Consider the following 15,336-nt stretch of genomic DNA (forward strand, 5'->3'; position numbering starts at 1 on the left):
TCTTTCGCGGCAAGCGTGAGCGGGATGCGTGGGCGGGGAAGGTGCCTGCGCCTAGTAGGCCAGGGCGCGGTCCAGCGCCTCGAGGATGCGGTCGATGTCGGGGAGGTAGTCTTCCTCGACCTTGGCCACCGGGTACGGCATGTGGAAGCCGCCCACCCGGATCACGGGCGCCTCCAGTGAGAGGAATGCCCGTTCGCTGATCCGGGCCGCGATCTCGCCGCCGATGCCGCCGAAGGTCGGTGCCTCATGCGCCACCACGAGCCGGCCTGTCTTCTTGGCGGACGCCGTGACGGTGTCAAAGTCGATCGGCGAAATGGAGCGCAGGTCGATGACTTCGATGCTGTGGCCGTCCTCGGCCGCGGCGTCTGCTGCGGCAAGGGCGACCGGCACGAGCGGGCCGTAGGCCACCACGGTGGCGTCCGTGCCCTCGCGGAGCACGTGAGCTTTGAAGGGATCGGCCGACGCGCCGGGCGACTCCGTGTCAACCTCGCCCTTGAGCCAGTAGCGGCGCTTCGGTTCGAAGACGATCACGGGGTCCTGGCACTCCACGGCCTGCCGGATCATCCAGTAGGCGTCGTGGGCGTTGGACGGTGTAATGATGCGCAGGCCTGCGGTGTGGGCAAACAGCGCCTCGGGTGATTCCGAATGGTGCTCAATGGAGCCGATGCCGCCGCCGTAAGGGATCCGCACAACGACGGGAACGGTGAGGTTGCCGTTGCTGCGGGCGTGCATCTTGGCCAGCTGGGTGGTGATCTGGTTGAAGCCGGGGAACACAAACCCGTCGAACTGGATCTCGCAGACGGGCAGGTAGCCACGCAGGGCAAGGCCGATGGCGGTGCCAATGATGCCGGACTCCGCGAGTGGGGTGTCCACCACGCGGTCCGCGCCGAACTCCGCGAGGAGGCCGTCGGTGACGCGGTAGACGCCGCCCAGGGCCCCGATATCCTCGCCCATGAGCAGGGTCCTCGGGTTGTTGTCCAGGGTGGCGCGCAGGCCCTCGTTAATGGCCTTGGCTATGGTCATGGTGGTCATCAGCGGGCCACTCCTGTCGCTGCTTCATCCGGGTCCGGGCTGCCAGGTTCAGCGCTGTTGTGCTCCGGCGTTTCGGCGAAGCCTGCGCTGTACTCCTCAAACCAGGCCAATTCCTCGGCCACCAGGGGGTGGGCCTCGACATAGGTGTTGGCGAAGGCGGTCCGGATGTCCGGGGTCTCGAGGTCGTAGGTGGTCTTGCGGACGTAGGCGGCGAGTTCGTCGCCGTCGGCCTTGACCTGGTCAAAGAACGCGTCATCGGCCAGCGCCTGGGCACGGAGGTACTTTTCCAGGCGGTCAAGCGGATCCTTGGCCCGCCATATGGTTTCCTCGGCGGATTCCCGGTACTTCGTGGGGTCATCAGCCGTGGTGTGCGCACCGACGCGGTAGGTGAACGCCTCGATCAGCACCGGCCCCTTGCCCTCGCGGGCATGTTCGAGCGCCCACTCGGTCACGGCGTGGACGGCGATCGCATCGTTGCCGTCCACCCGGATTCCCGGGAAACCGTAACCCTTGGCGCGGTTGGACAGCGGAATGCGGGTCTGCACCGAGCTGGGAACGGAGATGGCCCAGTGGTTGTTCTGGCAGAAGAACACCACCGGCGCGTTGTAGGAGGCGGCGAACACCATGGATTCGTGGACATCGCCCTCGGAACTGGCCCCGTCACCGAAGTAGACCATCACCGCGGCCTTGGGCTCGGCCGGCCGGTCCTGCGCCCCATCAGCGGCGACTGCGGCGGCCGCCTTCTGGTCCCGCTGGATCCCCATTGCGTAGCCGACGGCATGCGGCGTCTGCGCGGCGAGGACCAGGGTGTAGAGATGGAAGTTGGTGTCCTTCGGGTTCCAGCCGCCGTTCGAAACCCCGCGGAACTGGCGTAGGAGCTCCGCGAGGTCCACATTGCGGGTCAGCGCCACGCCGTGCTCGCGGTAGGTGGGGAAGATGTAGTCCTGCGGCTGGCTGGCCCGCCCGGAGCCGATCTGCGCGGCCTCCTGGCCGGTCAGCGGGACCCACAGGGCCAGCTGGCCTTGGCGTTGGAGTGCGGTTGCCTCCACATCAAAGCGGCGGATCTTGGCCATGTCAGCGTAGAAGCCACGCAGCTTTTCACCGTCCAGCCGATCCGCATACGCGGAGAAGACCGGATCCGTCCCCAGGGTCCCGTCAGGCGCCAGCAGCTGCACCATAGGCTCGACGGGACTGCCCAGTTGGGCCTCGGCCTCAGCCTCGAGTTGGTCGTCTGCCGCTGTCTCATCGAACTCGGTGGAGGGCAGATGTGTGGCGCCCATACCGTCTCCTTGCTTGCCGCATGCGGATGCATTGCAATGTCGCTGGGATATATGCCGCTAGAGGAATGCATTCCTGTGTTGGCATATATATTGGCTTACTGGTCCTTACTTTATCTTCAGTAGGTGCCGCTCCTGATGCATGTTAAGCGCTAGGAACGTCGTGGCGCCTTTGTATAGTTTGCACAGAGATCGAGGAACCGGCTGTTGGCCTCTGCCTCGCCGATGCTGACCCGCACGCCTTCGCCGCCGAAGGCTCGCACCGAAAGCGCCTGCGTGCCCGCCAGTTCGGCAAATTCCGAGCTGTTTTCGCCCAGGTTCAACCAGACGAAGTTGCCCTGCGCCTCGGGTACGAACCAGCCGAGTTCGCGCAGTCCGGAGGTTACGCGGGTTCGTTCGTCCACGATGCTTTGTACCCTTTCTACAACCAGGGGGTAATTCTGCAGCGACACAATGGCTGCATTTTCAGCGATCTGTGACACGGCGAAGGGTGTGGCCGCCACGCGCAAGTACTGGGTCAGCACAGGGTTCGAGACGCTGTAGCCCACGCGCAGGCCGGCCAGCCCGTGCGCCTTGGAGAACGTCCTGAGTACAACAACGTTCGGGTATTTGCGGTACATCGCGATGCCGTCCACGGCATCGTTGGCGCGGACGAACTCCTGGTACGCCTCATCAATCACCACCACGACGTCGGACGGGACCGCCTGGATGAACCGCTCCGTTTCGGCAGTGGTCAGGATGGGGCCGGTGGGGTTGTTCGGGGTGCAGAGCAGGATGACTTTGGTGCGGACCGTTACGGCTGCAGCCATGGCATCCAAGTCGTGGCGTCCCTCGGCCGTCAGCGGAATGCGGACGCTCTCCGCACCCACAAGGCCCACGCTGATGGGATACGCCTCGAAGGACCGCCACGCATAGATCACCTCGTCCGCTTTGCCGTCGTCGTTCTGGCCGGCGAACGTGGACAGCAACTGGTTGAGGGCGCCAAGGCTTCCGGCGCCGGTGACCACGTCCTCGGCCGGCACTGCCAGGAACTCGGCGAGCGCCGCCCGAAGCTTGCTGCTGAGGGGATCGGGGTAGCGGTTGAAGTCCGTCTGGTTGGAAATTGCCTCCAGCACTGCCGGAAGAGGGAACAGGGGGTTCTCGTTGGAGGACAGCTTGTAGCTGGCCAGCCCATCCACGGCGACGGGAGGCTTTCCTGCGGCGTACCGGGGTAGCCGGCCAACCACGGGGCGCGGCCGGATTTCGCCAGGCAGGATCTCTGATGAAGTCATGCAAACTAGCCTACTTCGCCTGACCGGCACGGGCCGGGTGGGCGCTCAGGCGGGGCCCAGGGGCAGTGTGACAGCATGGGCCTATGCGCTCTTTTATTGTTCGAGTCCTTATCAACGGGCTGGCCCTCTGGATTGCCAGCTGGATACTGCCGGGCCTGGATATCTCAACTTCCGCCACTACCGAGGCGGTGGCCACCACGGGCGTCACGCAGGGCACGGAGACCATCGGCGTCGTTCTCGCGTACCTGTTTATCGGGCTGATCTTCGGCGTGGTGAACGCGTTTGTCCGCCCCCTGGTCAGCTTCCTGTCCTTGCCCATCACCATCCTCACGCTGGGACTGTTCACCATCGTCATCAACGCCGCCATGCTGTATCTGACGTCCTGGCTCAGCAGTTACACACCGGTGAACTTCACCATCGATTCGTTCTTCTGGACGGCCGTCCTCGCGGCCATCATCATCACACTCATTTCGCTGGTTGCCGGGCGGCTGACCGGCGCCGGCAGGCGCTGACCGGCGAGCCAGATCTGCTCGGCCGGATTGCGTAGCAGCATCATTTAGCGCTGTGTCGGCTGCGGCGACGGCACCGGACTATCACGTCGCACCGGCTGGGGTGAGGACGGTTGCGCTGAGGGTTGCGGCGGCTGAGGTGGCGCCTGCGCCATGGGCGTTGGCACCGCCCCAGGGGCAATCGCGGTCTCGGGAGGCTTCGAACGGGACAGCGCGAAGCGGGTGGCCGTTGCCGTGCCGCCTGCCCCCAGGACGCCGCCAAGAACCGCGGTTGACGCCATCAGCGAGGGATCGTCGCTTGCTGCGACGAGCCGCGCGGCTCCCTGGTAGTTGTTGAGATTGTGGCCCGGCCCAATACCGAATTCGCCACCTTCGGGCGTGGTTACTGGGCTGTTGAGGGTCACCGTAACCCGGTTTCGGGCGTCCGGGTTCGGTGTACCGTCAGTGCCGGGCACCCAATCCTGCCTGTGCTCCAGGTGAAGAGCAGTGACGTCGGCGTCCGGAACAATGCCACCAACGGGAGACCCGGCGGTGAGGACATATTTCATGTCGTACTCGTTAAGGAATAGATCGTCGGCCGCCATGTTCATTGCATGGATTCCACCTTGGCTGTAACCCACGGCCACTACGGATGCCCCCTTTTCCGCGCGGGCAGCCTGCAGGGCCTGAAACACCGCTGCGTTGATTTCTGCGGAGCTGTGGCCCAGCCCTTCAACGATGCCGGCTTCATCGAAGGGATTCACTCCGCCCATTTCACCTCCCGTCTGCGTTCCTGGAATGACCACCACGTAGGCCTTCTGTCCCCCGTTATCCACTTCGACGACTTCGATGTAGCCTTCACCGCGTTCATCGATGATCCGTGCCCGTTCCAACAACGCAGCCGGAGAACCGTCGAATTCAATGGGCAGCGTTTCCTTCTTTTCCAACGTGACCGAACGCGGCTGAAGGATTCGGTTTGAACGCCCGGACACACCGGCGAGCAAAGGTACGGCCGCCGCAATATGCCTGCCCGCCGTCAGGTCTGCCGCGAGCGCTACCCAAAAGCGCTCCGGGGAGACTGCCAGCAAGGCAGCCATGGCAATAGGTCCCACGGCGAGTTCCGTGACCTCCCTGTTGGGAACCGGACCCAAGCCGAGGTCTACCGCCAGCCTGCCAAGGGTTTCGGGGCTCGTCAGTCCGCCGCCACTTCCGCGCGAGAATCCCGCCCACGCTTCAGCCGCCTCGTAGTCCCTTTTGCAGTCCCGCACCTGACTGCTGATTCCCTGCAGCTCCGCACGGACGGCCTGGACGCTCCACTGCGCCTCTCCGACGCCAATCAGGGCCGCCGTTCCGGTGGAACGCGCTTCATCCTGGTACAGGCACAGGTCTTCCCAGATGCGGCGAACCTCCACTTCCACGGCAGCCAGCTCCCCCGCAGCAGCGTCGAGCTTCTCCGCACCGCCTACGAGCTCCTCCAACTGAAAACTGATGCCGTCAACGCCGCCCCTGATTTCCATGCCCCCGTCCACGGCAGGCCCTGTCAGCTGGATAGGGCCGCCGCTGCCGGATGGCGTCACCTCGGCCATCAGTACCGCCCCGCCGGGTTGCCGGCGGACGTTCCCACCGCCTGCGCGTGGCGTTTCACCGAAGCCAGCGCATCCTCGAGCCGTACCCTCGCCCTCCCTAGAGCCACCTCCTGCAGAGCCACCGAGTTCCTGTACGCCCTCCCGGCAGGTGACTGCCAGTCCAAAAGCTGGATCTCGCGAAAGCCGCCGAGGACCTTTTCCACCCTGCCCAAGCAAAGGTCAACCCGGGCCGCCAACTGCTGAACCTCATAACCTCGGGACATGCATGCCGCCATGTCGGCTGCCGTCACGTCACTGCCCATGCCCGTTCCCCCCTCCCGGATACCCGCCCGAACTTCTCGTCCGCCAAGGCCAACTCCTGAACCCCGACGCTACGGAAAGCCGCCCACTCGACGGAAGCACCGCCGTCGGCTATGTGGACAAGTCACGCCGCTGTTCACATGCGACGGACCGCTTAAGCGGCAGTGAGGAGTTCATGAAAGAATCAGCACATGCCTGAAACTGCCGCCACAGCTGATACCCGCACGCCCTCCGGACGCCTGGCCCTCGCCGCGTCACCGGACCAGATCGCCCTGGGTCCGCTGGACGGCCGTTACCAGTCCGCCGTTGCGCCCCTCGTTGACTACCTGTCCGAGGCAGCCCTGAACCGTGACCGCGTGGCCGTGGAAGTCGAGTGGCTCATCCACCTGACCGGCAACAATGTCCTTCCCGGCGCCGGCCAGCTCACCGCGGAACAGCAGGAAGAGCTCCGCGCGATCGTCACCGAATTCAACTCCGCCTCGGTGTCCGAGCTCGCCGAAATCGAAGCCGTCACCGTCCATGACGTGAAGGCTGTGGAGTACTACATCGGCCGCCGGCTGCCCGCCATCGGCATCGAGAACCTGACCGCCATGGTCCACTTCGGCTGCACGTCCGAGGACATCAACAACCTCTCCTACGCCCTGGGCGTCAAGGGTGCTGTGGAGGACGTGTGGCTGCCCGCCGCACGCTCCCTCGTTGCCCAAATCAGCAAGATGGCCGAGGTCAACCGCGCAGTCCCCATGCTGTCCCGCACGCACGGCCAGCCGGCCACGCCCACCACCCTGGGCAAGGAACTGGCAGTCAGTGCGCACCGCCTGACCCGCCAGCTGGACCGGATCGCGAAGACCGATTACCTGGGCAAGATCAACGGCGCCACCGGCACGTACGCAGCCCACGTGGCCTCTGTCCCCGGCGCTGACTGGCAGCAGGTGGCCAAGTCCTTCGTCGAGGGCCTGGGCCTGACCTGGAACCCGCTGACCACCCAGATCGAAAGCCACGACTGGCAGGCCGAGCTCTACGCCGACGTCGCGCGGTTCAACCGGATCCTGCACAACGTCTGCACGGACATGTGGAGCTACATCTCCATCGGCTACTTCGCCCAGATCCCCGTGGCCGGCGCCACCGGATCCTCCACCATGCCGCACAAGGTCAACCCCATCCGGTTCGAGAACGCCGAAGCGAACCTGGAAATTTCCTCCGGCCTCCTGGACGTGCTGGGCTCCACGCTTGTGACCTCCCGCTGGCAGCGCGACCTCACCGACTCCTCCAGCCAGCGCAACATCGGTGTGGCGTTCGGCCACTCCCTCCTGGCGATCTCCAACGTGGCCAAGGGCCTTGACCGCCTCGATGTTGCCGAAGACGTGCTCGCCGGGGACCTGGACACCAACTGGGAAGTTCTGGGCGAGGCCATCCAGATGGTCATGCGTGCCGAAGCGATCGCCGGCGTCGAAGGCATGGAAAACCCGTACGAGCGCCTCAAGGACCTCACCCGCGGACAGCGTGTGGACGCCGCCCGCATGCAGGAATTCGTCCAGAGCCTGGGCCTCTCCCCCGACGCCGAGTCCCGGCTGCTCGCCCTCACGCCCGGCAAGTACACGGGCATCGCTGACCAGCTGGTGGACCACCTCAAGTAAGCAAGTCCGCACGGGCACAAGAAGTACGACGGCGGCGCCGGGCTCCTGAGGGGGCCCGGCGCTTGTTTGTTCCCGCCCAGTTGCTCGATCAGGATCGGGCGTTTCCGGGCGACACGCCGTGGCTTGCCACAAGCGGGCACCAGCAACTGGGCAGGAACGCCCGACGTCGTCCCGGCAGGCAGACGCCGGATCTCGCCGCCGGATGCGAAACTGGAGTCATGAAGCTGCTCCTCATCCGCCACGGACAGACCCCCGGCAACGTACTCGGCCAGCTGGACACCGCCCACCCGGGGCCGGGGCTGACCGAGCTGGGAGAACGCCAGGCCGAGGCCATGGCTCGGTCCCTGGCCAACGAGCAGATAGGCGCAGTGTACGCATCAACGCTACTGCGGACACAGATCACGGCCGCGCCATTGTCCCGGCTCCAAGGACTCGAGGTTGAAGTCCTGGACGGCCTGCACGAAATCGAAGCAGGGGCACTGGAGAAGCTGACCGACCACGAATCGCACATGCGATACATGGGCACGGTGTTCGCGTGGGCAGCCGGTGACCTGGACCGCCGGATGCCTGCCGGCCCGGACGGCCACGAGTTTTTCGAGCGGTACGACGCCGCCATCAACCGGATTGCCGAGCGCGCGGCCAGCAACGGGAGCTCCGCCGTCGCCGCCGTGGTGAGTCATGGCGCGGCCATCCGCACCTGGACCGGGCTCCACGCCGCCGGCGCCGACCATGAGTTCGCGGCCCGCCACGTCCTGTCCAACACGGGCATCGTGGCCCTGGAAGGGGACCCCGGCGCCGGTTGGAAGCTGATCCACTGGGACGGGAGCCCGGTGGGCGGCCTCGCTCTCGCGGATCCGACCGCCGAGGACCCCACGGGCACCCAGGGATAGCAGGCAAATTCTCCATCCCCTTACGCACAGGAAACACGGCGTTAACGGTGGGGTCGTAGGCTTGATCTGCATCACCCTTCCGGCGAAAGAGGCTCGCGATGCAGACCAACCCACGGCTCAACATCAGGCAGGTCACCTGGGCCAACCCCGTGGGCGCCGACCTGCGCAGGGCCCAGCAGGCGGAACTGGACGCCCGCTTCGGTACCCCTGACCACGAACCGGGGACCCCGCCGTCGGGCGCTGACTGTGCCGTGTTCCTGGTGGCGTACGACAAAGGCTCGGGACAGCCCGTGGGCTGCGGCGGACTCAGGCTCCTGGACAGCGCCACGGCCGAAATCAAGCGGCTCTACGTGCTCCCGTATACGCGCGGCTCTGGCGTGGCCAGCTCCATCCTGGCGGCCCTCGAAGCCGAGGCGCACAAGCAGGGCATCACACGCATTAAGGCCGAAGCAGGCTCGGCGCAGCCGGACGGCCGGAACTTCTACGAGAACTCCGGCTTCGATTCCGTCCCCAACTTTGGCGCTTACGTGGGCGTGGAGCACTCGTACTGCTACGCCAAGTCGATTGACTCGCACAGCGCCGCCCACACTGCCATGGCCTGAGCCAAATCCGGCGGCGGTCCGTTACACAACAACTGCCACCACGTAACCTGCGCCGCGGCACGCTAACCTCGCCATATGGAATCCACTGACATCACCTTCCGCACCCGCAAATGGATCCGGCCGGAGGACCTGAACGCCAACGGGACCCTCTTCGGCGGCAGCCTGCTGAAATGGATCGATGAGGAAGCCGCAATCTACGCCATCCTCCAGCTTGGCAACGGCCGCGCGGTCACGAAGTACATCTCGGAGATCAACTTCGTGAGCTCCGCAGTGCAGGGAGACCTGGTGGAAATGGGTCTGACGGCGACGCGCTTCGGCCGGACGTCATTGACCATGCGCGCCGAAGTCCGCAACATGATCACCCGCCAAAGCATCCTCACAATCGAAGAGATCGTCTTTGTGAACCTCAGCCCGGCCGGCAAGCCCGAGCCCCACGGCTACACCGAAATCACCTATGAGCGGGACCGGATTCCCACGCATCACCTGACGGAAACCCTCATTCAGGACTGACGACGGCGGGACGCGCCCTACGCCGCCCGGCCGGGCGCCATGGGCCACCGCCATGGGTCACTGTGGAGAACGGCATAGGATCGATAGCCGGACCCATTGAAAGGACCCTCTTGGCCAAGCTCTACTTCCGCTACGGCGCCATGAACTCAGGAAAGTCCACCGGGCTCCTGCAGGCCGCTTTCAACTACGAGGAGCGGGGCCAGCGTGTCCTTCTCGCCAAGCCCGACGTGGACACCAAAGGCGATACCGACATCGTGTCCCGGCTGGGCATGACCCGGTCCGTGGACTTCCTGATCTCCGCCACCACCCCCGTGCGCGAGCTCTTCGCCGCCCATGCGGCCGGGGACGACCCCGATGCTTTGCTGGAGCACGTGGACCAGAAGCCGGTGGCCTGCCTGCTGGTGGACGAGGCCCAGTTCCTCACCCCGGACCAGGTGGATGACCTGTTCCGCATCGCCGTCCTGGACAACGTGCCGGTTCTCGCCTACGGCATCAGGACAGACTTCCTGACCCGCGCCTTCCCGGGATCGCGCCGGCTTATGGAGGTCGCCCACACGCTGGAAGAGCTCAAGACCATTTGCCGGTGCGGGCGCAAGGCCATCTTCAACACCCGTCGCGTTGGCAACGAGGTAGTGTTCGACGGCGACCAGGTGGCCATCGACGGCCAGGACGTCTGGTACGAGTCCCTCTGCGGCTCCTGCTATCTCGAGGAGTCCGGCGGCCGCCTGGGCTCGTGAGTTTGCCCCCGCAGCCTGTTCCCACAATCGGAACGGCAGGGCAACGCCGCCGAAACACCACCCTGTGATCCTTGAGGCATGAAGCCCACCGCAAGGAACCCTGCCGCGGCTGATTTGAGCTGTGAAGTCTGCGGCCTGATGCCGGAACCCACCAAGGCCCGCCTGACCTTGGCCAACGTGGCCGTTATGCTCCCGATCGAACTGCTGGTCCACGCCCTCGTGGTGGGAACGCACCTGCCGTATCTTGCCAAGGTGCTGGTCCTCACGCTCACGGCCACCGTGCTGGTGATCTGGGTGGCGGAGCCCTCCGCCGCCCGGATGCTCCGCGGCTGGCTGCACGCGCCGGCGCTCCGGCACCACAGGAAGCTGGGCAGCGCACCGGCGTTGTGGCGGGCGCGCACAGTACTGCAGGACCACCCGGGTTCGCTGCAGAAGATCACCCGGGCGCTGGCCCGCCTGGACACCAATATCCTCAGCATCCACGTTCACCCTGTTGCCGGCGGCGTGCTGGACGAGTTTGTGCTCTCGGCGCCGGGGAACCTCAGTGAACGGCACCTGCTGGAGGCACTGCACGACGGCGGCGGCTCAAGTTCGCGGGTCTGGCCCACCACCGCGCTGGCCATGGCGGACGGTCAGACGAAGGCGCTGAGCCTAGCGGCCAGGATCGCCGATGCCCCGGACGAGCTGCCGCTGGCAGTCGCCGAGCTGCTTCGTGCCCGCATCCTCACCCCCGCAGAGGCCACCCTGGAAGCGGACGACGCCGGCACCCGCCTGAAGATCCCCACCGCCTGGCACGGACCCATCACCTTCGCCCGTCCCGGCGAACCCTTCACGCCCGCCGAGTCAGCCCGCGCGCACCGGCTCGCCGAGCTCGCCGAAATCCTGGCCCACCGGCCGGCGCCAGCACCCCGCATGTAGGTCCCAGCCAATGTAGGTAGCGCTATCTGTCGTTATAGGGCCTCAAAACGACAGATAGCGCTACCTAGTTGGGTTATATCCGGATGGTCAACGCGCCGGGCTCAATGGTCATCAGGACGTGCTTTCCGTCGCCTTCGTGGTCGCCGTCGAGCTGGTAATCGTCATTGTGCTCAAGCGTGATTTCCACGGACTTGCCTTGGTAGTACTCCACGGACGTGTCTTTACCGCGGCCCTTGCCGATCATGCCGGCCACTACGGAGAACCACCCGAATTTCCCCCTGGGTGCCAGCACGGCCACGTCCAGCAAGCCGTCATCCATCTTGGCGTCCGGGAAGATCTCCAGTCCGCCCTGGACCTTGCCGCAGTTGCCCACCATCACGCTGCGGACCCCGCGGTGCACTACTGTTTTGCCGTCGAGGACGATGGTTGCCTTCACCGGCTTGCCCGGCAGGTTCCGGATACCGGCGTCCACGTAGGCCAGCCAGCCCACCTTGTCCTTGAGGTCCTCATTGGTGTCGGCCATGATGGTGGCGTCGTAGCCCACTCCGGCCATGACCAGGAAGACCTGCTCCTTGTCCGGATCATTGCGGGCGGCCCGGACCACGTCGATCTTCCGCTCGGTGCCCGCCAGGGCCCCGGCCATGGCGCCGTCAAAGTCCGTGACATCCATGCCCAGGTTCCGGGCGAAGAGGTTTCCCGTGCCGAACGGAAGCAATCCCATGGGCACGTCCCCGCCGGAAAGGACCTCGGCCACACACCGCACGGTGCCGTCGCCGCCGGCCGCAATAACGACGTCGGCCCCTTGCTTGAGTGCCTCCTTCGCCTGGCCGACGCCGGGATCCTCCTTGGTGGTCTCCAGCCAGATGGGCTCGCCCCAGCCATTCTCCGAGCAGTGTTTGGCCGCCAGGGCACGGACGTCGATGTCCACCGGCTTGGCAGGATTGATGATGATGGCCGGGCGCTTGAGGGAAGTGGAGCTGTTGGCTGTCATGGTGTCCTTCGCTGACGTGGGAATTGGGCCTTGGGGACAGCGTACTTCGCTAGAGCGCCTTCACCGCGCCCAGCACCTTGGCCAGGGAATCCTTGGCATCGCCGAAGAGCAGCGAGGTCTGCGGCTCGTACAGGAGCTCGTTCTCAATTCCCGCGAATCCTGGCCGCATGGAGCGCTTCAGGAAGATCACCTGCCGGGCGTCGGCCACTTCCAGGATGGGCATGCCGTAGATCGGCGAGCCGGAGGACGTCTTCGCTGCCGGGTTCACCACGTCGTTGGCGCCCACCACCAAAGCGACGTCGGCCATGCGGAACTCGGAGTTGATCTCGCCCATCTCCTTGAGCGATTCGTACGGCACGTTCGCCTCGGCCAGGAGCACGTTCATGTGCCCGGGCATGCGGCCGGCGACGGGATGGATGGCGAAGTCCACCTCGATGCCGCGGGCTTCGAGGGCCAGGGCCAGCTCGGCTGCGGTGTGCTGGCCCTGCGCCACCGCCAGCCCGTAGCCGGGCACGATGATCACCCGCTGCGCGTAGCCCAGGAGCACCGCCACGTCCTCCGCGCTGGAGGACCTGACGGGGCGTTCGCTCACGGCGGTGGATCCCGCCGTCGAACCTCCCTTGAAGGCGCCGAACAGGATGCCGGCCACGCTGCGGCCCATCGCGGCGGCCATGGCCCGGGTGAGGATGGTACCGGAGGCGCCCACCAGCGTGCCGGCCACCACCAGCAGCACGTTGCCCAGCACCACGCCGGACGCCGCCACGGCCAGACCGGTGAACGCGTTCAGCAGCGAGATGACGATGGGCACGTCCGCGCCGCCCACCGGCAGCACCAGCAGTGCACCCGCGGCCAAGCCCAGCACCATCAGCAGCACCGCGAGCGCCAGGGAACCGGTCAGGACGACAGCGACGGCGGTGCCCACGGCGGCGAGCAGCACCGCGGCCATCACCAAGGGGAGGCCCGGAAAAACGATGGGCCGGGTGGTCATGAGTTCCTGGAGTTTGGCGAAGGTGACCCCGGATCCGGCGAAGGATACGGCCCCCACCAGAAGGGTGAACACGATGGCGAGGCGGACCCAGGGGTCGGCGGTGTGGCTGAGTTCCAGCAGCGCCACCAGGGCTGCGGCGCCGCCGCCCACGCCGTTGAAGAGGGCCACGAGCTGCGGCATCTGGGTCATCTGCACCCGCCGGGCCACCGGCGCGGCCACGGCGGTCCCCACCGCGATGGCACCGATGATCCAGGGGATGTTGTCGAGCCGGGCGGAAACGAAGACCGTGACGACGGCGAGCAGCGCACCGAAAGCACCGATCAGGTTCCCCCGCCGGGCGGTCCGGGGCGAGCTGAGGCCGCGAAGCGCCAAGATAAAGAACACTGCCGCGGCGAGGTAGAGGAGCGAGGTCCAGACTGGATCGAGGAGGGTCACTTTGCTTCCTCCCTGCCGCTGGCTTCCTTAGCCGGAGCTTCCTGGCGGACGACGTCCTTGCGGGCACGGAACATGTGCAGCATCCGGTCCGTCACCACAAAGCCGCCCACCAGGTTTGCGGTGGCCAGGACCACGGCCAGCAGCGCCACGGCCAGAATCCACGGGTCCGCGGCCTGGCCAGCCACGATGATGGCGCCCACCAGGATGATGCCGTGGATGGCGTTGGCTCCGGACATCAGGGGCGTATGCAGGGTGCTGGAGACCTTGGAAACCACTTCGAAGCCCACAAACACCGCCAGCACCGTGACCGTCAGCAGGCTCATGCCGTCCATCAGATTCCCCCCTCGTTCTGGATGCTGTCGTCCTGGATAGGGACCCGGGGCGCATGGTCGGGCAGGGCGGGGACAAGTGCCGCCAGGGCCTCGGCCGTGGGCAGGTGCCGCACCGCGCCGTCGTGCGTGAGGCACGCGCAGGCGATCACGTCGTCGTCGAAATCGGGGGCAACGGTGCCGTCCCGGACCATCAGGGCGAGCAGGTTGGCCACGTTCTTGGCATACAGGCGGGACGCATCCTGCGCCATCGCGGACGGTGCGTCCTTCAGCCCCACCAGCGTGACGTGGCCCTGCCCGTCGGCGGTCGGAACCAGGATGTCCTCGCCGGGAACAGCGCCCTCGACGTTACCGCCGGACTCCGCAGCGAGGTCGACGACGACGGAGCCGGGGCGCATGCCCTGCACCATTTGGCGGCTCACGAGGAGCGGTGCGCGCCTGCCCGGGACGGCCGCCGTCGTAATCAGGACATCCGCCACGGCGACGTGCGGGGCGAGGAGTTCACGCTGGAGGGCGCCGCGGTCGGCACTGAGTTCGCGGGCGTAGCCACCCGAAGCCTCCGCCGTTTCCAGATCCAGTTTGATGAACGTGCCGCCCATCGACGCGACCTCGTCAGCGGAGGCGGGCCGGATGTCGTTGGCAGAGACCCGGGCCCCCAGCCGTTTAGCTGTGCCGATGGCCTGCAGCCCGGCAACCCCGGCGCCTAGCACCAGCACACGGGCAGGCGGGACAGTGCCGGCGGCAGTCATGTACAGCGGGAAAAAGCGCGGCAGCCGGATGGCGGCTTCCAGCACGCAGCGGTAACCGGCCACCAGGGCCTGGGAGCTGAGCGCGTCCATGGACTGGGCGCGCGAGATGCGGGGCACCAGTTCCAGGGCGAAGGCGGTGACGCCGGCCTCGACGAGCGCCTGCACGGTGGCGAGTTCGGACGACGGCGAGGCCAGGCCAACGGTGACGGCGCCCCTCTTTAGGGCTGCCGCCGTCGGGGGTTCCAGCGGGCGGACGTGGACCAGGACGTTCAGTTCGCCGGGATCCAGGTCTTGGACGACGCGGGCGCCGGCGTCGGCGTAATCGTGGTCTGAGTGGCCGGCGGCGGCCCCTGCTCCTGCCTCGATCAGGACGTTCAGGCCAAGCCCCGCCAGCTGCTTGACCGTTTCCGGCGTGGCGGCCACACGCCGCTCACCCTCATGACGTTCCCGCGGTATGCCCAGTTTCAAACCGCCAACTCCCTTACGGACGTAGTTGGCTCGAGTCTATGACCCCTTGCGCGAACTGGCAGCTAATTCCCTCAGATTCGCGTTTTGGGGGCATTTGCTGCCCGTTCGCGCGACTGCCTGCCACGGTCAGC

16 protein-coding genes are annotated in these 15,336 nt (G+C 66.2%); 7 read left to right on the plus strand and 9 right to left on the minus strand.

Going from position 1 to position 15,336, the window contains the following annotated elements; all coding sequences use genetic code 11:
• Positions 1-51 precede the first annotated feature (51 nt).
• The 3 genes from NG696_RS03400 to NG696_RS03410 form a co-directional block, all read right to left on the minus strand.
• A complete protein-coding gene (locus NG696_RS03400; protein WP_252574040.1) occupies positions 52-1,032 on the minus strand; it encodes an alpha-ketoacid dehydrogenase subunit beta in 981 nt (326 codons plus the stop codon).
• Positions 1,032-2,312, minus strand: coding sequence for a thiamine pyrophosphate-dependent dehydrogenase E1 component subunit alpha (locus NG696_RS03405; RefSeq protein ID WP_252564541.1), 1,281 nt, complete (start codon positions 2,310-2,312; stop codon positions 1,032-1,034). Before NG696_RS03405 ends, NG696_RS03400 begins: the two co-directional genes overlap by 1 nt.
• Before the next feature lie 149 nt (positions 2,313-2,461).
• Positions 2,462-3,580 carry a histidinol-phosphate transaminase gene (locus NG696_RS03410; RefSeq protein ID WP_252574041.1) on the minus strand — a complete coding sequence of 373 codons (1,119 nt, stop codon included), beginning with the start codon at positions 3,578-3,580 and terminating at the stop codon, positions 2,462-2,464.
• 83 nt (positions 3,581-3,663) lie between these two features.
• On the opposite strand from NG696_RS03410, the gene NG696_RS03415 reads away from it, so the two are divergent.
• A complete protein-coding gene (locus NG696_RS03415; protein WP_104062888.1) occupies positions 3,664-4,092 on the plus strand; it encodes a phage holin family protein in 429 nt (142 codons plus the stop codon).
• Positions 4,093-4,136: 44 nt separating this feature from the next.
• Here the strand turns inward: NG696_RS03415 and NG696_RS03420 are convergent, their stop codons facing one another.
• Together NG696_RS03420 and NG696_RS03425 are read right to left on the minus strand one after the other, a co-directional pair.
• Complete coding sequence (locus NG696_RS03420; protein WP_252574043.1) at positions 4,137-5,654, minus strand: hypothetical protein; 1,518 nt, start codon at positions 5,652-5,654, stop codon at positions 4,137-4,139.
• Complete coding sequence (locus NG696_RS03425; protein WP_058930722.1) at positions 5,654-5,956, minus strand: hypothetical protein; 303 nt, start codon at positions 5,954-5,956, stop codon at positions 5,654-5,656. The genes NG696_RS03420 and NG696_RS03425 overlap by 1 nt, the downstream gene beginning before the upstream one ends.
• Positions 5,957-6,145: 189 nt before the next feature.
• Here NG696_RS03425 and purB point away from each other — a divergent pair, with 189 nt between their 5' ends.
• The 6 genes from purB (at position 6,146) to NG696_RS03455 (ending at position 11,245) form a co-directional block, all read left to right on the plus strand.
• Entirely contained in the window at positions 6,146-7,588 is a 1,443-nt protein-coding gene (gene purB, locus NG696_RS03430; protein ID WP_252574045.1) for an adenylosuccinate lyase, read from the plus strand.
• 218 nt (positions 7,589-7,806) lie between these two features.
• Entirely contained in the window at positions 7,807-8,478 is a 672-nt protein-coding gene (locus NG696_RS03435; protein WP_252574047.1) for a histidine phosphatase family protein, read from the plus strand.
• A gap of 98 nt (positions 8,479-8,576) precedes the next feature.
• Entirely contained in the window at positions 8,577-9,080 is a 504-nt protein-coding gene (locus NG696_RS03440) for a GNAT family N-acetyltransferase (protein ID WP_056341852.1), read from the plus strand.
• 75 nt (positions 9,081-9,155) lie between these two features.
• On the plus strand, positions 9,156-9,590 hold the full coding sequence (locus NG696_RS03445; RefSeq protein WP_082575848.1) for an acyl-CoA thioesterase: 435 nt from the start codon (positions 9,156-9,158) through the stop codon (positions 9,588-9,590).
• A gap of 110 nt (positions 9,591-9,700) precedes the next feature.
• Entirely contained in the window at positions 9,701-10,327 is a 627-nt protein-coding gene (locus NG696_RS03450; RefSeq protein ID WP_141138805.1) for a thymidine kinase, read from the plus strand.
• A gap of 78 nt (positions 10,328-10,405) precedes the next feature.
• Positions 10,406-11,245 carry an ACT domain-containing protein gene (locus tag NG696_RS03455; protein ID WP_252574049.1) on the plus strand — a complete coding sequence of 280 codons (840 nt, stop codon included), beginning with the start codon at positions 10,406-10,408 and terminating at the stop codon, positions 11,243-11,245.
• A 73-nt stretch (positions 11,246-11,318) separates the two neighbouring features.
• Here NG696_RS03455 and NG696_RS03460 read toward each other — a convergent pair whose 3' ends face one another.
• From NG696_RS03460 to NG696_RS03475, 4 genes are read right to left on the minus strand one after another with little or no spacing between them, the layout of a single operon-like run.
• Positions 11,319-12,236 carry a diacylglycerol/lipid kinase family protein gene (locus NG696_RS03460; RefSeq protein ID WP_252564561.1) on the minus strand — a complete coding sequence of 306 codons (918 nt, stop codon included), beginning with the start codon at positions 12,234-12,236 and terminating at the stop codon, positions 11,319-11,321.
• A 49-nt stretch (positions 12,237-12,285) separates the two neighbouring features.
• Positions 12,286-13,659 (minus strand): NAD(P)(+) transhydrogenase (Re/Si-specific) subunit beta, encoded by a 1,374-nt coding sequence (locus NG696_RS03465; RefSeq protein ID WP_252564563.1) that lies wholly within the window; start codon positions 13,657-13,659, stop codon positions 12,286-12,288.
• Positions 13,656-13,991, minus strand: a complete 336-nt coding sequence (locus NG696_RS03470) for an NAD(P) transhydrogenase subunit alpha part 2 (protein WP_252564565.1) — start codon at positions 13,989-13,991, stop codon at positions 13,656-13,658. The genes NG696_RS03465 and NG696_RS03470 overlap by 4 nt, the downstream gene beginning before the upstream one ends.
• On the minus strand, positions 13,991-15,205 hold the full coding sequence (locus NG696_RS03475; protein WP_252564567.1) for a Re/Si-specific NAD(P)(+) transhydrogenase subunit alpha: 1,215 nt from the start codon (positions 15,203-15,205) through the stop codon (positions 13,991-13,993). Before NG696_RS03475 ends, NG696_RS03470 begins: the two co-directional genes overlap by 1 nt.
• Positions 15,206-15,336: the final 131 nt, after the last annotated feature.

This window comes from Pseudarthrobacter cellobiosi, assembly GCF_023913755.1.
GTDB lineage: Bacteria > Actinomycetota > Actinomycetes > Actinomycetales > Micrococcaceae > Arthrobacter > Arthrobacter cellobiosi.